Source organism: Luteimonas saliphila (assembly GCF_016774335.1).
In the GTDB taxonomy this organism is placed as follows: Bacteria; Pseudomonadota; Gammaproteobacteria; order Xanthomonadales; family Xanthomonadaceae; genus Luteimonas; species Luteimonas saliphila.
Genome location: NZ_JAETWA010000031.1, coordinates 1 through 19,279, shown reverse-complemented (window position 1 = coordinate 19,279; position 19,279 = coordinate 1). Strand labels below are relative to the sequence as shown.

21 protein-coding genes are annotated in these 19,279 nt (G+C 69.3%); 7 read left to right on the top strand and 14 right to left on the bottom strand.

Going from position 1 to position 19,279, the window contains the following annotated elements; genetic code table 11:
• Positions 1-2 precede the first annotated feature (2 nt).
• A complete protein-coding gene (locus tag JMO03_RS07860) occupies positions 3-962 on the bottom strand; it encodes a glutathione S-transferase family protein (protein ID WP_202842235.1) in 960 nt (319 codons plus the stop codon).
• Between the two features lie 161 nt (positions 963-1,123).
• On the opposite strand from JMO03_RS07860, the gene JMO03_RS07855 reads away from it, so the two are divergent.
• Both JMO03_RS07855 and JMO03_RS07850 read left to right on the top strand, forming a co-directional pair.
• Positions 1,124-1,606 (top strand): YciI family protein, encoded by a 483-nt coding sequence (locus JMO03_RS07855; RefSeq protein ID WP_202842233.1) that lies wholly within the window; start codon positions 1,124-1,126, stop codon positions 1,604-1,606.
• A gap of 322 nt (positions 1,607-1,928) precedes the next feature.
• On the top strand, positions 1,929-4,052 hold the full coding sequence (locus JMO03_RS07850; protein WP_238345992.1) for a M13 family metallopeptidase: 2,124 nt from the start codon (positions 1,929-1,931) through the stop codon (positions 4,050-4,052).
• Positions 4,053-4,294: 242 nt separating this feature from the next.
• Here JMO03_RS07850 and JMO03_RS07845 read toward each other — a convergent pair whose 3' ends face one another.
• Complete coding sequence (locus JMO03_RS07845; RefSeq protein WP_202842229.1) at positions 4,295-4,924, bottom strand: Rossmann-fold NAD(P)-binding domain-containing protein; 630 nt, start codon at positions 4,922-4,924, stop codon at positions 4,295-4,297.
• A 61-nt stretch (positions 4,925-4,985) separates the two neighbouring features.
• On the bottom strand, positions 4,986-5,306 hold the full coding sequence (locus JMO03_RS07840) for a DUF6122 family protein (protein WP_202842227.1): 321 nt from the start codon (positions 5,304-5,306) through the stop codon (positions 4,986-4,988).
• A 267-nt stretch (positions 5,307-5,573) separates the two neighbouring features.
• On the opposite strand from JMO03_RS07840, the gene JMO03_RS07835 reads away from it, so the two are divergent.
• The gene (locus JMO03_RS07835) at positions 5,574-5,918 is read left to right on the top strand and encodes a RidA family protein (RefSeq protein ID WP_202842225.1); all 345 of its coding nucleotides are present in this window, start codon (positions 5,574-5,576) and stop codon (positions 5,916-5,918) included.
• Between the two features lie 51 nt (positions 5,919-5,969).
• Here JMO03_RS07835 and JMO03_RS07830 read toward each other — a convergent pair whose 3' ends face one another.
• Both JMO03_RS07830 and JMO03_RS07825 read right to left on the bottom strand, forming a co-directional pair.
• Entirely contained in the window at positions 5,970-7,838 is a 1,869-nt protein-coding gene (locus tag JMO03_RS07830) for a M56 family metallopeptidase (protein WP_202842224.1), read from the bottom strand.
• A complete protein-coding gene (locus tag JMO03_RS07825; protein WP_202842222.1) occupies positions 7,831-8,217 on the bottom strand; it encodes a BlaI/MecI/CopY family transcriptional regulator in 387 nt (128 codons plus the stop codon). Before JMO03_RS07825 ends, JMO03_RS07830 begins: the two co-directional genes overlap by 8 nt.
• Positions 8,218-8,556: 339 nt before the next feature.
• Here JMO03_RS07825 and JMO03_RS07820 point away from each other — a divergent pair, with 339 nt between their 5' ends.
• Positions 8,557-9,705: an NAD-dependent epimerase/dehydratase family protein gene (locus tag JMO03_RS07820; RefSeq protein WP_202842220.1), complete on the top strand. Its 1,149-nt coding sequence runs from the start codon at positions 8,557-8,559 to the stop codon at positions 9,703-9,705.
• A 283-nt stretch (positions 9,706-9,988) separates the two neighbouring features.
• On the opposite strand, the gene JMO03_RS07815 is transcribed toward JMO03_RS07820, so the two are convergent.
• Positions 9,989-10,357 carry a glycine zipper 2TM domain-containing protein gene (locus JMO03_RS07815; RefSeq protein ID WP_425491812.1) on the bottom strand — a complete coding sequence of 123 codons (369 nt, stop codon included), beginning with the start codon at positions 10,355-10,357 and terminating at the stop codon, positions 9,989-9,991.
• Between the two features lie 209 nt (positions 10,358-10,566).
• Between JMO03_RS07815 and JMO03_RS07810 the strand changes: the two genes are divergently transcribed.
• Positions 10,567-11,325 (top strand): extensin-like domain-containing protein, encoded by a 759-nt coding sequence (locus JMO03_RS07810; protein ID WP_202842215.1) that lies wholly within the window; start codon positions 10,567-10,569, stop codon positions 11,323-11,325.
• A gap of 39 nt (positions 11,326-11,364) precedes the next feature.
• On the opposite strand, the gene JMO03_RS07805 is transcribed toward JMO03_RS07810, so the two are convergent.
• The 3 genes from JMO03_RS07805 to JMO03_RS07795 form a co-directional block, all read right to left on the bottom strand.
• Positions 11,365-12,018 carry a glutathione S-transferase family protein gene (locus JMO03_RS07805; RefSeq protein ID WP_202842213.1) on the bottom strand — a complete coding sequence of 218 codons (654 nt, stop codon included), beginning with the start codon at positions 12,016-12,018 and terminating at the stop codon, positions 11,365-11,367.
• A 75-nt stretch (positions 12,019-12,093) separates the two neighbouring features.
• Positions 12,094-13,182: a DUF2235 domain-containing protein gene (locus JMO03_RS07800; RefSeq protein WP_202842212.1), complete on the bottom strand. Its 1,089-nt coding sequence runs from the start codon at positions 13,180-13,182 to the stop codon at positions 12,094-12,096.
• A 98-nt stretch (positions 13,183-13,280) separates the two neighbouring features.
• The gene (locus JMO03_RS07795; protein ID WP_202842211.1) at positions 13,281-14,606 is read right to left on the bottom strand and encodes a PQQ-dependent sugar dehydrogenase; all 1,326 of its coding nucleotides are present in this window, start codon (positions 14,604-14,606) and stop codon (positions 13,281-13,283) included.
• A gap of 294 nt (positions 14,607-14,900) precedes the next feature.
• Here JMO03_RS07795 and JMO03_RS07790 point away from each other — a divergent pair, with 294 nt between their 5' ends.
• Positions 14,901-15,989, top strand: a complete 1,089-nt coding sequence (locus tag JMO03_RS07790; RefSeq protein WP_202842210.1) for an Acg family FMN-binding oxidoreductase — start codon at positions 14,901-14,903, stop codon at positions 15,987-15,989.
• Positions 15,990-16,046: 57 nt separating this feature from the next.
• Positions 16,047-16,997: an alpha/beta fold hydrolase gene (locus JMO03_RS07785; RefSeq protein ID WP_202842209.1), complete on the top strand. Its 951-nt coding sequence runs from the start codon at positions 16,047-16,049 to the stop codon at positions 16,995-16,997.
• Between the two features lie 173 nt (positions 16,998-17,170).
• Here the strand turns inward: JMO03_RS07785 and JMO03_RS07780 are convergent, their stop codons facing one another.
• The 5 genes from JMO03_RS07780 to JMO03_RS07760 all read right to left on the bottom strand — a co-directional run.
• Positions 17,171-17,524 carry a hypothetical protein gene (locus JMO03_RS07780; RefSeq protein WP_202842208.1) on the bottom strand — a complete coding sequence of 118 codons (354 nt, stop codon included), beginning with the start codon at positions 17,522-17,524 and terminating at the stop codon, positions 17,171-17,173.
• Positions 17,525-17,627: 103 nt separating this feature from the next.
• Positions 17,628-17,969 (bottom strand): hypothetical protein, encoded by a 342-nt coding sequence (locus JMO03_RS07775; protein WP_202842206.1) that lies wholly within the window; start codon positions 17,967-17,969, stop codon positions 17,628-17,630.
• A gap of 175 nt (positions 17,970-18,144) precedes the next feature.
• Positions 18,145-18,435: a hypothetical protein gene (locus JMO03_RS07770; RefSeq protein ID WP_202842204.1), complete on the bottom strand. Its 291-nt coding sequence runs from the start codon at positions 18,433-18,435 to the stop codon at positions 18,145-18,147.
• Positions 18,436-18,501: 66 nt separating this feature from the next.
• The gene (locus JMO03_RS07765; RefSeq protein WP_202842202.1) at positions 18,502-18,810 is read right to left on the bottom strand and encodes a hypothetical protein; all 309 of its coding nucleotides are present in this window, start codon (positions 18,808-18,810) and stop codon (positions 18,502-18,504) included.
• 17 nt (positions 18,811-18,827) lie between these two features.
• Positions 18,828-19,279 (bottom strand): integrase core domain-containing protein (locus JMO03_RS07760; protein ID WP_202841847.1); only part of this gene is annotated, 452 nt, incomplete at its 5' end.

Here is a 19,279-nt window from a genome sequence, read left to right as displayed (position 1 = left end):
CGTCAATCCGCGTCGAACGCGAAGATCGGTCCCTGGGGTACGATTCCGGTCGGATTGATGTGACGATGGCTCTGGTAGTAGTGGCGCTTGATGTGGTCGAAATCGACCGTCGGCGCCACCGCCGGATGCGCGTACAGCCGGCGCGTGTACCGCCACAGCGCCGGATAGTCGACCAGCCGCCGCAGGTTGCACTTGAAATGGCCGTGATACACCGCGTCGAAACGCAGCAGGGTGGTGAACAGCCGCCAGTCGGCCTCGGTCATGCGTTCGCCGCAGAGCCACTCCGCGCCCGATAGCCGCCGTTCCAGCCAGTCGAGCGTCTCGAACACGCCGCCCACCGCCTCGTCGTAGGCCGCCTGCTTCTTCGCGAAGCCGGCCTTGTACACGCCATTGTTGAGTCCGTCGTAGACGCGCGCGTTGACCGCGTCGATCTCGTCGCGCAGCGCCGGCGGCGAGTAGTCGCCCTCGTGCGCGCCGACGCTGTCGAAGGCGCTGTTGAACATGCGCAGGATGTCGGCCGATTCGTTGCTGACGATGCAGCCCCGGGCCTTGTCCCACAGTACCGGCACGGTGACCCGGCCGGTGTACGACGGGTTCGAGCGCACATAGAGTTGCCACAGCGTGTCCACGCCGAACAGCGGGTCGGGCACCACGCCGGGCCCGGGCTGGAAGGTCCAGCCGTCGTCGGCCATCAACCAGTGCGTGACCGACAGGCCGATCATGTCCTGCAGACCCTTGAGCTCGCGGAAGATCGCGGCGCGATGCGCCCAGGGGCAGGCGCGGGCGATGTAGAGGTGGTAGCGGCCGGGTTCGGCACGGAAACCGCCTTCGCTGGTCGGTCCGGGACCGCCATCGGCCGTGATCCAGTTGCGGAACGCCGCGTCCGGGCGCTTCAGGCGTCCGCTGCCGTCGGTCAGCGCGTCCTCGTCGTTACTCCAGCAGCCCTCGACCAGCATGCCCATGGCGTGCGCCTCCTTCGGCTGCGTCGCGTCTCGGTCGCCAGTATGTCGTCGCCGACGTCAACCCCGCGTGCCCGGGAAGACCGACGCCGTCCGTCCGACGACGCGCTCGCATCGCACCCGGCGGATCTAAAGTGCGTGGAACCCGTCGCCGGAGTCCCGCCATGCCCTTGCAGACTCTCCTGCTGGCCCTGTTGCTGCCGGCTTCGCTGCCGCTCGCCGCGGCGCCCCCCGCGGCTGCGATGGAGAAGCCTGCAGGCCACGACGCCGCGCTGGCGGCACGCGTCGGCGCGGACGAACGCGGCATGCGCCGCTACGTGCTGGTGATCCTCAGGACCGGCACGCGGCGCATGCCGGACGGCCCCCGGCGCGACGCGATGTTCGCCGGGCACTTCGCCAACATGAAGCGTCTCTCGGACGCAGGCCAGCTGGCGCTGGCCGGACCCTTCGTCGAGCATCCGGAGGGTTGGCGCGGGCTGTACGTATTCGCCGTGGACAGCCTCGACGAGGCGAAGGCGCTGGCGGAGACCGACCCGGTCGTGGTCGAGGGCGAAATGGTGCCCGAGTACCACGCGTGGTACGGCAGCGCGGCGTTGATGATGATCCCGCAGTGGCACGAACGCCTGGTACCTCCGGTCGAACCATAGGTGCGTACGGCCAGGCGGCCCGTCCGCCCGGGACCCGGTGCACCGCGGCCTCCTGCCCGCGCCGGCCGATGCCCCGGGCATACGCTCCGGCGCGTCCCCGGCAAGCGCCTCCGATTCAGCCGCGGCGAGCCGGATGCGCGTTGTAAGCCTGAGACGACGCCCGCGCTGCCGGCAGGAGCCGATCGCAGGTCCGCAGGCAACTCGGACGCCGTGTGCGCCATGCCATTTGGCCCGGGTGTCGACGCACATGCCTCGGTATCCTTGCCGCGAAAGAGACGCCCGTTACCGCGGTTTTTCAAAATCATTGGCTTGGAGCTTAAAGTTGAAGAAAAACATCATGTATGCGGCCTCGTTGCTGGCCTGCGCAGCGGCGGCGCCGCTGACCGCGCACGAACCGCCACAGTGTCTCGATGACGCCTGCCACCTCCAGGGGCGGGTCGCGATCGCGGGCGACGGCGGGTCCGGCGCCGGCGGGGAAACAATCGCCGCCAGGCGCTATGGCAGCTGGGGTTTCGACACCGCCGGCATGGACCGCAGCGCTTCGCCGGGCCACGACTTCTTCGCCTATGCCAGCGGCCAGTGGGCGAAGACCACCCGGATCCCGGCCGACCAGTCGAGCTACGGCAACTTCCGCGTACTGCGCGACTTGTCGGAAGCGCGTGTGCGTGCGTTGGTGGAGAGCTACCCGAAGGGCGACCCGGCGAGCGGCGGCGATGCCGCGAAGATCGCCTCGCTCTACCAGGGCTTCATGGACGAAGCGTCGGTCGAGGCGCTCGGCGGACAGCCGTTGCAGCCGTTCCTGTCGGAACTGAAGGCGACGCCGGACGAGGCCGCGCTGGCAGGCGTCATCGCCGCGCGCGGCGGCTTCGGCGGCGGCATGTTCAGCCTGTTCGTGTCGGACGACCAGCGCGATCCGGACCGCTACACCCTGTATCTGAGCCAGTCGGGCCTGGGCCTGGGCGACCGCGAGATGTACCTGCGCGAGAACTTCGCCCCGCAGCGCGAGCGTTACCTGAGCTATATCGCGCAACTGCTTGAACTCGCAGGTTGGAACGACCCGCAGGGCAATGCCGAAGCGGTGATGGCGCTGGAAACCCGGATCGCGCAGGCGCACTGGACCCGGGCCGAGAGCCGCGACCGCGACAAGACCTACAACCCCACGGCGCTCGCCGATTTCGACCGGGTCGCGCCGGGCTTCCCGTGGGCCGCGTACTTTGCCGCCTCCGGCGTCGACCAGGCCCCGGTGGCCGTGGTGCGCCAGGACAGCGCGATCCCGAAGATGGCCGCGATCTTCGCCGACGCCGACCTCGCCACCCTGCAGGCCTGGCAGGCCTTCCACGTCACCGACGGCATGGCGCCGCTGCTGTCGAACGCCTTCGCCAACGCGCACTACGAGTTCCGCGAGAAGTTCCTGTCCGGCCAGCCCGAACCGCGCGAGCGCTGGAAGCGCGGCGTGTCCTTCGTCGAAAGCGCGATGGGCGAGGCGATCGGCCGCGACTACGTGGCGCTGTATTTCCCGCCCGATGCCAAGGCCAAGATGGACGACCTGGTCGCCAACGTGAAGCTGGCGATGGGCGCGCGCCTGGACGCGCTGGACTGGATGAGCGCGGACACCAAGGCGGAGGCGCGCGCCAAGCTCGCCGGCTTCGGCCTGAAGATCGGCCATCCGGACGAGTGGCGCGACTACAGCGGCCTGGACGTGCGCCAGGGCGACCTGTTCGGCAACGCCATGCGCGCGCGCCTGTTCGAGTGGGAGTACCGTCGCGCGCGCCTGGGCAAGCAGGTGGACAAGGCCGAGTGGGGGATGACCCCGCAGACCGTCAACGCCTACTACAACTCGGTCAAGAACGAGATCGTGTTCCCGGCCGCGATCCTGCAGCCGCCGTTCTTCGACCCCGACGCCGACCCGGCGGTGAACTACGGCGCCATCGGCGGTGTGATCGGCCACGAGATCATCCACGGCTTCGACGACCAGGGCCGCAAGTCCGACGGCGAAGGCGTGCTGCGCGACTGGTGGACGGCCGGGGACGCGGCCAAGTTCGAGGCCCAGGCGGCGAAGCTCGGCGCCCAGTACGAGGCCTACGAGTTTCCGCAACTGCCGGGCATGCACATCAATGGCCGCACGGCGATGGGCGAGAACATCGGCGACCTGGGCGGGCTGAGCATCGCGCTGGAGGCCTACCGCCGCTCGCTCGACGGCAAGCCGGCGCCGGTGATCGACGGCTTCACCGGCGAACAGCGCCTGTTCCTGGGCTGGGCGCAGGTGTGGCGCACGCTGTGGCGCGACGATGCGCTGCGCCAGCAACTGGTCAACGGCACCCATTCGCCGGGGCACATCCGCGCCTTCGCGCCGCTGCGCAACATCGATGCCTGGTACGAGGCGTTCGGCGTGGGCGAAGGCGATGCGCTGTGGATCGCGCCTGAGGATCGCGTCCGCATCTGGTGACGCGCATGCCGCCAGTCCGGTCGGTGCCGGACTGGCGGGATTGCGTCGTGGACACGAGATCGCGACGGCGACACCTTCCCTTCTTCCCCGGTAGAAGGTGGCGCGAAGCGCCGGATGAGGGTGCGGCGGAGCGGAACGGGGCCGGAAATTTCGCCAGGCGTGAGGCGAGGGGCCGACAAGCCGACTGCTCCAGGGAACTCACCTGGCGAGTTCCCGGCGATGCCGGATATCTGCCCTCGAACTCAGGTCAGCGCGCCGGATTCCACCACGTGCACGCCCGGACGCCGCGCGATCGCCGCCTCCAGCAGTTGCGCCGCGATCGTGACCGCCGGATTGATCCGCCAGCCTCGCGGCAACACCGGATGCAGGGCCGCGAGCAGCCGTCCGGCCCATTGCTCGCCGGCGCGCGGCTGCGCACGTTCGCCACCGATCAGGCCCGGGCGCACGAAGGTGAGCGAGTCGAAGCCGATCGCGCACAGCGACTGCTCCAGCTCGCCCTTGGTCCGCGAGTAGAAGAACGGCGCGCGCGGATGCGCGCCCTTCGCCGAATTGAGCACGAAGCCGGGCACGCCGTCGCGATGGGCCAGGCGGGCGATGGCCAGCGGATAGTCGTGATCGACCCGGTGGAAGGCTTCGCGCGAGCCAGCGACGCGCATCGTGGTGCCCAGGGCACAGACCACGGCGTCGGCGCGCCACCAGCCCGGCGTCTGCGGCAGGTCGTCGAAATCGACGGTCGGCGCGCGCAGGCGCGGATGCGCCGGCAGGGGCGTGCGCGTGGGTGCGAGCACCGATCGCACGCGGGCATCGGCGAGTGCGAGCGCCAGCACGTGGCGGCCGACCAGGCCGGTGGCGCCGACGAGAACCAGTTGCATGCGCTTGTCTCCCGGGTGGCCGCCGGCACGATCATCGCGCAAGGCCGGCCTGCGCGACATCTCACATCAGCAGGCAGTCGATCGCGTCCAGCGCGATGTGGATCAGCAGCCCGGTACCGAACCAGCGCGTCCGTCGCGGGATGGCCAGCGCACCGTAGGCGAGGATCGCCGGCCAGGTATGCAGCGGATGGAAGCCGATGCTGCAGCGACCCGGCGCATACACCGGGTCGGCCAGCAGGTGGTCGATGTCGATCGCCCAGCCGGCCAGCATCCACAGCGCTGCCCGTTTCCACTGCGCGGGCCAGAACAGGCGGGCGACCGCCAGCGGCACCGCCGCGTGCAGCACCAGGTGGACCATGGCGCGCAGTTCGAGTTCGGGCATGGAGCGGTCGACCGTCGACGCCGGGAGGGCCGCACAGGATGGCGCGGCGGCTGGCGGCTGTCATGCACTTGCCACGCGGTGCATATCGTGGCGCCGGAAAGGCACCGCCGCCCGCATCGCCACCGGCGATTCCGTCGCAGCGTGCGCCCGCGCGCCATTCACAGCCACACGGCGACCACGGCGCGTCTGCGCCGCCCGGCCTCGACCTGCTTCACGCGTCCGCGCGATTGCCCTATCGTGCCGGCTCCCTTTCCGCAGGAACTTCCGATGATCCAGCGCATCGACGCAGGCCCGCGCATGTCCGAGGCCAGCATCCACAACGGCGTGGTCTACCTCGCCGGCCAGGTTCCCGAGACCGATGGCGCCGACATCGAGACCCAGACCCGGGAGGTGCTCGAAGCGATCGACGCGCTGCTGGCGCAGGCCGGCAGCGACAAGTCCCGGATCTTGCGCGCGCAGATCTTTCTGGCCGACATCGCCGATTTCGCGGGCATGAACCGCGCGTGGGACGCCTGGGTGGTCGCGGGCAATGCGCCGTCGCGCGCGACGGTCGAGGCGAGGCTGGCGCGGCCGGAGTGGAAGGTCGAGATCGTGGTGACCGCGGCCGTCTGAGTCCCCGCCGGACCGGCGGCCACCCGGCCGCCGGCTTTTCGTTCGCGCGATCTACTGCGCGGTGGGCGCGGGCGTCGCCAGTCCGCGTGCCCAGGCATCGTCGATGATCCTGCGGATCTTTCCATCGGCCACCTTCGCCGCCTGTTCGATCCGCGCGCCCAACGCTTCCATGTCCTTGCCGATGGCCTCCATCGGCTCCGCTTCGGCCTCCATCTCGCGCGCCAGCGCCTGCATCGGTGCGTGGCTGGCCTCGATGCGGCGGCCCTCGGCCTCCAGGATCGACGCGTGCCGGTCCATTTCCCGGTGCAGTGCCCGCTGGCGCGCATCGAGCGCTTCCATTTCCGACTGGAGCCGTTGCGGATCGCCCGCCTGCATGCGCCGGGCGAGCGCGGCCTGTTCCTGCGCGATGTCCTGCATCCGGCTCGAAAGCACCTGCATCTGCGCGCCCGCGGCCCGCATCTCGGCCGACTCCGTGCCGGCCTGCGCCTGCAACGGCTGCATGCGGGCGGACAGGGCCTGCATGCGGTCGCTGTGCGGCTGCATCCTGCCCTGGAGCATGCGCATCTGCGACTGGAGCGGTGCCATCGGCTGCCATGCGCCGCGGACGCGGGCGACGGTGTCGGTGTCACTCACGATCCAGGCCTTGCCGTCGCGACGGAACCACAGGAAATCGCCGTCGATGGCGCGCGACGCGAAGCCGATGGCGTCGGCATCGGCGACGTGCCCGGACATGGAGAAGCCGTCCTCGCCCTCGCGGACCAGCGCATATCCGTCCTCGCGATCGGCGCGGGCGCTCGTCCTGCGCGCCGCGTCCGTGGCCGCGGCCGGATCCGATGCGGGAGCGGGCAACGGGGCGGGGGATGGGCTCGCGGCGGCAGCGACCGCCTGCGCGATCGAGGCGGGCGTCGTGGCCAGCGCATCCACCTTGCCGGCGTGGACATAGAACGCGGCACCGGTGGCCAGCAGGACCAGTACCGGCAGCGCGAGCAGGCTGCCGGGGCTGCGGCGTTCGGGACGGACCAGTCGACGGATGCGGGACATGAGGTGACCTCCGTGCGCGGCTTGCGCGAATTGGACCAGGGGAAAAGACGATCGCGGCATCGCGATGCGATCGAGTTCGGCGAGCGCGACCGCCATCCGGCGCGGATCGCCGAGGGCGGCCGCGGCGAGATCGTCGGCGACGAGCTCACGCTCCTGGCGGATGCGGTGCGACAACCACCACACCACCGGGTGGTAGAACAACAGGACCTCGACCACGCCCTGCAGCAGGTTGACGAGGTAGTCGCGGCGGCGTACGTGGGCGAGTTCGTGCGCGAGCAGCGCTTCGAGCAGATCGACCGGCATGCGCGCGAGCACCGCCGCGGGCAGCAGCACGACCGGGCGCCACCAGCCCATGGTCGCCGGGCTGTCGCCCGCATCGACGATGCGCAGCGGAACCGGTCGCAGGCCGAGGCGCGAGGCGAGGGCATCCATGCGCGTCTGCCAGGCGGTTGCGGCAGGTGAACCGCCTTCGCGCAGCCGCTGCACCCACAGCAGTCCCATCGCCATGCGCAGCGACAGCAGCGCGCATCCCGCCGCCCAGAGCGCCACGATCCAGGAGAGCGTGGCAGGGGTCGCGGCCAGGCCCGCATCGGGCAGGGGCATCGCCATTCGCCACGTCCCGCCGTCCTGCGCGGTCATGGCCGCATGCGACAGGGCCGGCGCGCGCGCGTTGGCGATCGCGTCGAACACGTACCAGGCCGGCACAGCCGCGCACGCCAGCAGGGCGAGACACGCCACCCCATAGCGAACCTGCGGGCGCGCGCCGCGCAGGGCGACCAGCGCCAGCCACGCCAGCAGGCCGACCAGGGCGCCCTGCCACAGGAAATGCAGCAACGCCATGGCCAGCGCAGGCACGAGCTGCGCGGCGAACTCATTCATCCCGGGTCTCCTCGAGGAAGCGCTGGATTTCCTCGCGTTCGGCGTCGCTGACCCGGCCACCGCGCAAGGCCGCCATCACCAGGTCCTTGCCGGAGCCGGCGAAGGCCTTGTGGATCAGTTCGTCCAGCAACCGCGTCTGCAGCGGGCCACGCGCCTGCGCCGCGGCATAGACGTGCGAGCGCTGGCTTTCGTCGCGCCTGAGCAGGCCCTTGCCGTGCATCACCTGCAGCAAGCGCAGTACGGTCGCGTAGGTCGCATCGGGGCGCTCGCGCAGGCGCGCCTCGTGCACCTGCTTGACGGTGGACGGGCCCAGGCGCCAGAGCAGGCGCAGCAGGTCTAGCTCCGCGGCGGTGGGTCTGGGGAGTGGATTGCGGGCCATGCGGGACCTGTGTCCGGTGGGGGGCGACGATTGCCACGCTAACCCGTCTAGAACGGTTTGTCTAGACCACTTGGTCTGGATCTGGCCGTTCCAGGCTTGCCGTTTCTGGCGGCTTGCAACGCACGGGACGCCCGGGTGCGACCTTCGCGCCAGCGGTTGCAGCGCGCCGAAGACGGACCCAAGGGCGATATGTCACCGGCCGCGCGGGCGCTGGCCGTCCGCGACCTGGGTCGCGACGGCCATGCCGGGACTGGCCGCAGCGCAGCCCCCCGGACTTCCGGCATGGGCCGGCGCCTCCAGCGGGTGCTAGAACGCATGCACATCAAGGGGAACACCACCATGCGCACCTCCCGCCGCGACCTGTTCAAGCTCGGCGCGCTCGCCGCCGCGTCCACCGTGTTGCCCGCGATCGCCAACGCGTCGCCGACCGCCTCGACCGCGATCGAACGCGCGCAGCGCCCGCTGAAGATCCTGATCCTCGGCGGCACCGGCTTCACCGGCCCGTTCCAGGTGCAGTACGCGCTGGCCCGCGGCCACCAGGTGACGCTGTTCAACCGCGGCAAGCGCCCGTCGCCCGAATGGCCGGGCGAGGTGGAACAGCTGCACGGCGACCGCAACACCGGCGACCTTTCCGCGCTGGCGGGCCGCAAGTGGGATGTCTGCATCGACAACCCCACCTCGCTGCCGTTCTGGGTGCGCGACGCGGGCCAGGTGCTGAAGGACAACGTCGGGCACTACCTCTTCATCTCGACCATCTCGGTCTATGCCGATGGCTCGAAGGCCGGCATCGCCGAGGATGCACCGCTCGCGCCGTACCGCGGCGCCGACGCGATGGCCGAGACGCGCGAAAGCCTGATGGCCGACATCGCCAACCTCTACGGTCCGCTCAAGGCACTGAGCGAGGCCGAGGCGCGCCGCCAGTTCGGCCCGCGCACCACCATCGTGCGTCCGGGCTACATCGTCGGCCCGCGCGACGACACCGACCGCTTCACCTACTGGCCGCACCGCATCGCCCAGGGCGGCGAGGTGCTGGTGCCGGGCGACGGTCGCGATCCGGTACAGATCATCGACGGCCGCGACCTGGGCGAGTGGATGATCCGCCTGGCCGAGGCGGGCACGACGGGCACCTTCAATGCCTGCGGCCCCGACTATGCGCTGAGTACCGACGCGATGGTGCATGGCTGCCATGCCGTCACGGGCGGCCCGGTCGCCTTCACGCACGTGCCGGCCGATTTCCTGGAAGAGCAGCAGGTGGGCCTGCCGATCTGGGTATCGCGCACCCATGCGACCTATGGCGGCTACGGTGCGGTCGACAACACACGCGCGATCGCCGCGGGGCTTACGTTCCGCCCGCTCGCCACCACGGTCGAAGACCTGCTGGCGTGGTTCCGAAGCCTGCCCCCGGAGCGCCAGGCGAAACTCGAAGCCGGCATCAGCCGCGAGCGCGAGGCGGAACTGCTCAAGGCGTGGAAGGCGCGGACGGCGTAGGCGACCCCGCCAACAAGGACCTGCAGTGCCGCCCTGCAGGCTGCAGGGAGGACCTGAACAAGGCGGGATTGTCATTCCGAACGCAGTGAGAATCTAGGGGAAATCAAGCGCAGGGAAATCAAGCGCATGGCTTGACCGGCTTCGCTGTTGTGAAGCGCTTCTCGCTGCGCTCGAAATGACATTTATTTCAGACGCTGTCTAGCTGACGAACGGATCTGGTGTTCTGCAGCTCACCTGGCGGCGGAACATGCCCAAAGCCGCCGCCACGGGTTGCGAGCGGGCTTCAGCGCCAGACGCGCTCGCAGCGTCGTTCGACGACGCGATCGCCGCGCGCTTCCTGCCGATCGCCCTGCACCTTGCGGCCAACGGCACCACCGGCGATCGCGCCGCCCACCGTCGCCAGGTCGCGTCCCTTGCCGCTGCCGATCTGGCTGCCGACGACACCGCCGATCACCGCGCCTGCCGCGGTACCGGCGATGCGGTTGGGGTCCTTGCTGCCGCGCTCGACTTCGACGTCCTCGCAGACCACGCGGCTTCCATCGCTGAAACGACGGCCTTCGTCCTGCTCGCCGTAAGTCTGTGCCTGGGCGGCACCCATGGTGGCGAGCGCCAGCGTCGCAGTGGCGATCGCGTGGATCGGTCTGATGTTCATGCCGCGGCCTCCGGGTCGTGTTCGGGTGCGGCCCATGCTGGGGAAGGCGCTGCGAATCGCCGGTGAAATACCGCATCATCGGCGCGTGCGGTTCAGTTCCCGGACATGCCCGCGCGCATTGCGCATCGGCTGCTGGGGCGTGCGATGCATCGGTCGCAGACCGGCGTCCCTCACGCACGCTTGTGTGGGCGCGCGCGATCATCTGGCGCATGTCCACGGCCCCGCCACGCCGCCGCTACGGCGGATTGCTGTTCCTGCTGCTGATCGCACTGCTGGCGTGGACGTTGTCGTCCGACGCGATCCGGATCCCCGACCGGTGGAATCCCTGGGCGCCGCTGCGCATCGACGACGCCCCGAACCTGCTGACCCGCTTCAAGCTCGACCGCACCTCTGCCGACCGTGTCGCCTGCCGGGACGCGCTGGCGCAGGCCGTGCTGCGCCTGCAGCCGGTCGAGGACCGCAGCACGGGACCCGGCTGCGGCTTCGACAACGCGGTGCGCATCACGCGCACCAGCGTGGCGGTGGGCGAAGCGTTCACGCTGAGCTGCCGGGCGGCGCTTTCGCTGGCGATGTGGGAGCGGCACGCGCTGCAGCAGGCGGCGCAGGCGCACATGGGCGGTAGGGTCTCGAGGATCGAGCACTTCGGCTCGTATTCCTGCCGCAACCTCTACGGCCGGGAGGGCGGACGCCGCAGCCAGCACGCGACCGCCGACGCCTTCGACATCGCCGGCTTCGTATTCGAGGACGGACGCCGGATTCGCGTGCTCGGCGACTGGCAGGCGAACGAGGCCGGCTCGATCGCGACAGCGCCGCCCGGAGCCCCCGAGGTGTCGGCCGAAGCGTCGTTCCTGCGCGCGGCCCGCGATGGCGCCTGCGACTGGTTCGATGCGGTCTTGGGCCCGGACTACAACGCCGCGCATGCGGACCACTTCCATTTCGACCGCGGACCCGCGCGCATCTGCCGCTAGACAGGAGGTGCTCCGGCGATCACGTCGACCGGCGAACGCCTACTCGTCGCCGATCGCGCCCAGCGGAAAAAACTCCCGGAACGGGCGCGCCTCGTCGACCACACGCGCGAACGAGGGCCGTGCGAGCAGTCGCTTCCGATAGCCCAGCAGCGTCGTGTGTCGCTCGGGGATCGCATGCGTCCAGTAGGCGTAGAACAGGAACGGCGCGGCCGCGCAGTCGGCCAGGCTGAACCGTTCGCCTGCGGCCCAGGTGCGGCCGGCCAGGCGCTGGTCGAGCCAGGCGTAGGCGGTGTCGAGCATCGCGTTCGCCTCGGCCACGCCGTGCGCATCGCGCACCCCGGCAGGGCGCACTGCGTCGAACACGCACTTCTGCTGCGGCGTGGAGACGTAGTTGTCGAACACGCGATCCATCATCCGCACCTCGATCGCGGCGTCGGGATCGTCCGGGATCAGCGGCAATTCGCCGGGGTAGCGCCATTGCAGGTACTCGATGATCGTGCTGGCCTCGATCACGGTCCGCCCGCCATCGACCAGGATCGGGAAGCGCCGCATCGGCCAGCGCACGGCCAGCTCGCGCAAGTGTGCTTCCTCGTCGATGCGGCGGTACTCGAACGCGGTGTCGTGTTCGTACAGCGCCACCAGCACTTTCTGGCAGTAGGACGAGAAGGGATGGGCGTAGAGGATCGGCTTCATGCGGGGGCTCCGGGGCAGGATCCGTGGACGACGATCCGGGCGCCTGCGGATCGACATCCGGCCCCGTCGCCGCGCTCAGCCTTCGCCGCGCGGGTCGCCGATGGTGCGGAAGTAGTCGCGCAGGTTGCTGGGCCGGTATCCCGCATCGCGGTCCCAGCGCGTGAGCACGCTCGGATGCAGGGACTGGGTGGGATCACGCCGGGACGAGGTGCCGTCGGGCTGTTCGGTCGGCTCGGCAGCCACGCCGATCACCCGGTCGTTGCCGGGCGTGAGCCGGTATAGGCCCTTTTTCGACACGTGCAGCGCGGCCATCGGGTCGGGGCGCGGTGGATAGGTGGCATCGACGTCCGGATCGATGGCCAGGCCCGCGGAGGTGGCCTTGTCGCGCATCCACTGCAGGGCGATGTTCGACAGGCCGGATTCCTCGATCGGATAGCCGCCGCCGACGTCGCTGTGCACGCCGCAGAACCAGACCTGTTCGACCGTTTGCCCGGGCTTGGGCTTGTAGGCCCAGCGGGCCGCCTCGAACGGCGCCCGCCGTTCATCGATCGCCAGCGCCTGGCAGGCGTGCTGCACGATTCCGCTCAGTTCCACGTCGTGGAAGCGGTACTTGTCGGCGGTCAGCGCACGCAGGCCGCGCACCGGAATGCCGAGCGAACCGACCGTGTCCCATACCCCGACGAACCGGATCGGGACGGGGTCGCCCTGGGTCACCGAGCATTCCGTGCGGAAGCTGCGTGCGCGGTCCTCGTCGGGATGGCTGTCGTCGCAATACAGCGCGATCGCATCGCGATAGCGCAGCGCGTGGCGCAGCCGCAGGATCCCGCACTTGCGCACCATCCCAGCCAGGCTGCGCGCGGTGTACGCGCCGCGGCTGAAGCCGAACAGGAAGATCTCGTCGCCCGGCTCGTAGTTGAGCACCAGGAAGCGGTAGGCCGCGTACAGGTTGTCGTCCAGGCCCTTGCCGAAGGCGCCGCCGGTGAGCTTGTCGATCGACCCTCCGGTCCCCACGCCCTGGCCGTAATACACCACCTGCGACACGTCGCCGTGGCGCTGCGCGGTACGCAGCGCCAGCTTGATGACGTTGGTGGGGCAGGGCGCGCCCTCGTTGGCCTGGTCGGCACTGTTCCAGGTGCCGTCGCAGAAGATCGCGATCCGCTTCATCTCGCCGCCTGCAGGTGGGCGCGGGGGCGCCCTCGTTGCAGTCAACGTGGGGCCGCGCCACGGAAGGACAGCGGCGCGGCCCCGGCAGGGTGGAGCGGTCAGCCCGGCGGCGTCAGCCTGAGCAGTCGTCCGCCGGCACCATCTTCCAGCAGCCAGATCGCGCCATCCGGCCCCTGTTCCACCTCGCGGATGCGCTTGCCCATGGAATAGCGCCGGTACTCGGTCGCCTGCGTGCCATTGAAGCGCACCCGCACCAGCGCCTGCGAGGCCAGGCCACCGATGAAGGCATCGCCGCGGAAGGTGCGGAACAGGTTGCCCGAGTAGATGATCATCCCGGACGGGGCGATCACCGGCGTCCACCATTCCTTCGGCGCCTCGAACTCGGGACGGGTGCTGTGGTTCGGGATCGGCGTGCCGTCGTAGTGGTTGCCGTTGGAAACGATCGGCCAGCCGTAGTTGCGCCCGCGTAGGATCAGGTTGAGCTCGTCGCCGCCGGCCGGCCCCATCTCGTGCGACCACAGCCGACCCTCCGCGTCGAAGGCGATGCCGAGCGGGTTGCGATGCCCCAGCGTCCACACCTGCGCGGCGATGCCGCCCTGGGCGAAGAAGGGATTGTCGCTGGGCACGCTGCCGTCGTCGTTGAGGCGGATGATCTTGCCGAGGTTGACGCCCATGTCCTGGGCGGGCTCGAACTTCTGCCGGTCGCCGGAGGTGATCCACAGTTTGCGGCTCGAATCGAACGCGAGACGGTGGCTGAAGTGGCCCTGGCCGCTGACTTTCGGCGCCTGCTCCCAGATGCGGGTGATCTCGGTGAGGTTGCCGCCGTTGCCGGCATCCAGGTTCAGCCGCGCGCGGACCACGACCGCGCCGTAGATCGCGCCGCTCTGCTCGATGTAGCTCAGGTAGATGCGGCGGTTGCTGGCGTACTGCGGATGCAGGATCACGTCGCCGAGGCCGCCCTGGCCGCCGACTGCCACCGTGGGCACGCCGCTGATCGTGCCGACCTGGCCGGTGGCCAGGTTTACCAGTCGCAGCGCGCCACCTTTCTCGGTGACCAGCAGGCGGCCGTCGGGCAGGAAGGCCATCGCCCAGGGCTCGTTGAGCGTAACGACCGGTGTGCTTCGGAACGGCGGATCGGGTTCGATGACCTGGCGGCGCGGCCCACGGCCGCCGGTACCGCGTTCGGCCGCGACCGCACTCGCCGGTGCACGGACAGGGATGCGCGGGGGCGTTGTCGTCGCTGGCGCGACGGTCGCCTCGGCGGGGTTTGCGAGCGGGCGATGCGACACGGCCAGGCGGGGCGCGGAGGCCGCCGATTCGGCGTTCTCCGTCTTGTCGTTCTCGGTGGGGGGTTCGACGAAGACGTCGTCGCAGGCGGTGAGCAGCAGTGCGGAACAGGCGAAGGCGGCAAAGGACAGGCGCATCCGGGCTTCCTGTGGCGTGTGGGGGAGGTGGCCCTACGATACGCATGCGGGCACTTGACTCCAGTAGCGTCGGTCACGTTATGGGGATGTGATTCCCTGGAGCGCACGGCTGATGCGACGCCGGCACCATTGAACGGCAGGACTTTCGCAGTGCGACACGTCCCATGTCGTTGCGCTGCAACATCCTCGTGGCCCCCTGGTTCTCGCCGACCACCGTTACCAGGGGGTCACTGGCATTGAGCGAAGTCAACGACATGTCGCTTCAGGCGCGTAGAGTCGGCCGCAGGAGGCACGATGAAACGTCGACACGTAGTGGCTGGAGTGGGCGGCGTCGCCGTGTTGGCGGGCGCGGGCATCCTTGGCTGGCGTTCGCAGGTCGGCACCAGGGGCGGCTACGAGGCCTACACCGAACAGTTGCGGGCACCGCTGCCGGCGCAGGCGGGGATCGCGGATCTGGTCCGCTATGCCACGCTCGCCGCCAACAGCCACAACACCCAGCCGTGGCGGTTTCGGGTCGGGGAGCATTCGCTCGACATCCTGCCCGATCCGTCGCGGGCCACGCCCGTCGTCGATCCGGACGACCACCACCTGTACGTCAGCCTCGGCTGCGCGGCCGAGAACCTGGCCATTGCCGGTGCCGCGAGCGGACGGCCCGGCACGCTGGCGCCGCAAGCAGACGGCAGCATCCACTACGCCTGGTCCCCGGCACGATCGCACCATGAACCGCTGCTCGCTGCCATTGCGCGGCGGCAGTCCACGCGCGCGCTCTACGACGGCCGCTCCGTTCCCGCCACCGACCTCGAGGCGTTGCAACTCGCCGCCCGGATGCCGGGCGTGCGCATGCTCATCCTGACCGATCGCGCGCAGATCGATCGGGTGCGCGACCTGGTGGTCGCCGGCAACGATGCGCAGATGCGCGATCCCGCCTTCATGGCCGAACTCGAGGCCTGGTTGCGCTTCAGTCCGCGCAGCGCCATGGCGACGGGCGACGGCCTCTACTCGGGCGCCACCGGCAATCCGGCGCTGCCGGATGTCCTCGGCGGCCCCGCCTTCGATGCCTTCGTCACCGCCGAGGCCGAGAACGACAGGTACGCCAGGCACATCGATTCCTCGGCGGGCGTCGCGGTCTTCTTCGCCGAGCGCGAAGACAGGGCGCATTGGGTCGCCGTTGGCCGCGCCTGCCAGAGGTTCACGCTGACGGCGACCACGCTCGGCCTCAAGCACGCCTACATCAACCAGCCGATCGAGGTGGCACGGCTGCGCCCCGAACTGGCCACGCTCGTCGGCGCGCCCGGAATGCGGCTGGATCTCGTGCTGCGTTTCGGCTACGGGCCGACGCTACCGTACTCTCCCCGCCGTCCGGCGGCCGCCGTCCTGGTCTAGCGAAAACGGGAGACGGGCATGCGAAGGAGCGGAAAGGTGTCGTTGATCGTTATCGCCGTGCTGGCGCTCGTGCTGGCCTTGGCACTCGTTGGCTATCGGAGCGACATTCGGCAGGCGCGGGCCGCCGTCGAAGGCGCTCCGGTCGCGGCCACCTCCGCAGGGCCGATCGAGTATTCCGAAGCAGGCCGGGGCATGCCGGTGCTGTCGATCCACGGCGCCGGCGGCGGCTGGGACCAGGGCCTGGCCAATGTCGTCGACGTGTTCGACGCAGGGTTCCGGGTCATCGCCCCGTCGCGCTTCGGCTACCTGGGCACGCCGCTGCCCGACGATACCTCCGTGTCCGCGCAGGCCGATGCCCATGCGGCGCTGCTCTCGGCGCTGGCCGTGGACAGGGCCGTGGTGGTGGGTGTGTCCGCCGGCGCCCGCTCGGCGCTCGAACTGGCGTTGCGACATCCGGACCGGGTTTCGGCGCTGATCCTGATCGTGCCCGGCACCTATGCGCCCGACAGCCCGGTCGCGATCGAGGACAGCCGCGGCAGCGCGCTGGCGTTCCGGCTGGTCAATGCCGGCGCCGACTTCACCTGGTGGGCGGTGGAGAAGATCGCACCGTCGACGCTCGTGCGTTTCCTCGGGGTGGAGCCCGCGTTGCTGGACACGGCATCACCCGAAGAACGCGACGCCGTACTCGACGTTGTCCGCAATGTCCAGCCGCTTTCCCGGCGCGTGGCCGGGATCAACCTCGACAGCAAGCCGGACGCGGCCCGGCCGCCACTGGAACGCATCGCCGTGCCGGCATTGATCGTCACGGCCCGCGACGACCTGTTCAACACGCTACCCGCCGCCGAGTTCGCCGCCGACATGATCCCCGGCGCCGAGCTGGTCGCCTACGACACGGGCGGCCACCTGCTCGTCGGGCATGGGGAGGCGTTGAGACGGCTGGTGCGCGAGTTCCTCGCGCGGGCCGGGATCGCTGCCGAGTCCGTGGGCGGCGGTGGAGCGGGAGGGTAAGCCCCAGCGAATCAGGCCAGCACAGACGCCACGCAGGCTCCGGGTGCCGCCCCTGTGTCAGCGCCTTGTCGCTATCCGATCTCCCGTGCAGGGCGACCGGGAACCAGCGTGAGATCCCCTTTTCCCCAGCCTGAGCACCGGGAACCGGCACGGCTGCCAAATGCACTGGACCGTCACGCCCCGACTCCGAAGGCGTAAAACGCCAGCGACAGAAAGAACAGGCACCACCCGAGGACCTTGCCGATCCGGGCGAAGCGCCGATAGTCGATCTCGTTGTCCCGTCGATCGTAGTGGTCGACGACCACCGAAAGCAGCACGGCGCAGGCGCAGACCATGGCCGCATACATTGCCCAGGCTGCCGGCCCCTGCAGCGCAACGCCGGTGGGACCGCTGGTCCGCCTGCCCGGGATCAGAAGGTCGCCAGTGGTCAATCCGAGTACGCCGATGGCAATGATCACCACGGCGTAAAGCACACTGATGAAGCGTTCGCTTCCGGAAATGTGATTGGGCGTGTAGTCGGCGGCCATGGAGTTCACCGCTCGGGTTCAAGGCTGAACCGGACGCATGAAGTCGACCGCCTGACGTCGGAATCCAGCCGGCCCGCGAAGCGACACCGGCCTGGACCATCCGTCAGCACTCGGCAACTTGCCTGATCTCAGCCAGTTGTCCGGGTTTGCAGACCAGCTCGTACCTGGCGCCTGAGGAAAAGTCATGTGTGACCTTCGATCGGGGGCCAGCCGGGCACGAGTACCAGACTGTCCTGCGACCTGCGGGAAGCTCAACGCTGGCTCGCTTGTCGAGCGTTCCCGGATATCCGTCAACCGCATCGATGCCGTAGAGCGAGCCCGCCAGGACGTTGCCGTCCGGGTTGAAGCTCAACGTGGCGGAATCCGCCGCCCTTGCCTGCGTCATTGCAAGAGGAGATGCCATCAGGGCCACGACTGCCACCGCTGCCAGTGCCGATGCGTTCATCGCTTGTCTCCACAAGGGGGTTCGCGGACAGGATGTAACAGTTCGAGGCGAGGTTCGGTTCAGCAGAAGGTGAGGGGCCGGACAGACGGTATGAACGAAACGACGAGAGGCCGGTGAGGCCGCGCCAACGCAGGGCTGCGCCGCGCCGCGAAACGGGTTCGGCTGAAATGACCCGCTAGGCACCGTCGCCGCGCTCGAAGGCGTCGATCTTCGAACAGAGCGAATCGAACACCGGCGCCGCCCTGAACTCGCTGGCCAGGCGCCAGTAGCAGAACAGGACAAGACCCGCGAAGCCCAGCGCCAAAGCGACCAGGTCCGTATGGATGATGCCGTAGACACCGAAGCCGACGGCAGGCACAAGCGCTGCCGAATAGAACCATAGTCGGTGAAGGCGAGGCTCTTTCGCCGAGGCGACCTGCGCGACCAGCGCACGCTCTTCTTTCGTCAGGCCGAGTTTGCTGGTCATGTGGGGCTCGAATCCTGAGTTACGCCGCGAAGCGGCGTCGGCTCGAGTGAATCGTTGGGCGCGCCGCTAGTCACTTGAGCCACCCTCTCCCGATCCCGCGAAGTCGGACGGCGTCGGAACCCAGCCTTGCTGTGGCTGGCCACCGTCGCCAGGCGTGTACAGCAGGTCAAAGCCCCTGGTCGGATCATAGGGGCTTTGGCTGCGCACAAACAGTAGCAGGCCCACCACTCCGAAGACCGGCAACAGCCAGACAATGACGAGCTGGGACGCCAGGTGCCGTTTCGTGGGGTAGTGGCTTTTGGCGGCCACGATACTGACAATGACATTCAGCGCGAGAGCGGCGACGATCGGGATTGACCACCACATCACGTTCAACCGACGTCCCCCCGCTTTCAGTAGCGGTCTGATCTGGAGTCCGGGTTCACTGTAGCGGATTCAGCTAGCTGCTTGGCATAGGCGGCTGGCGTCAGGCCACCAAGTGCTTTCTTGGGTCGTTCTTCGCAGTACTCGCGGCGCCAGGTTTCGATCACCGTGCGTGCGTGGAGCAGGCTGGTGAACAGGTGCTCGTTGAGGCATTCGTCGCGCAGCCGGCCGTTGAACGATTCGACATAGGCGTTCTGGTTCGGCTTGCCCGGCTCGATCAAGCGGAGCTGGATCCCGCGCTCGTGCGCCCAGGCGACCATCGCCTTGCCGCAGAATTCCTTGCCGTTATCGGTCCGGATCACCTTCGGAAGACCCCGGCTGAGCGTAAGCCGATCCAGTACACGGCTGACGCCGTTTCCACAGATCGCCCGCTCGACCTCGATCGCCACCGGTTCGTGCGTGGCATCGTCCACGATCACCA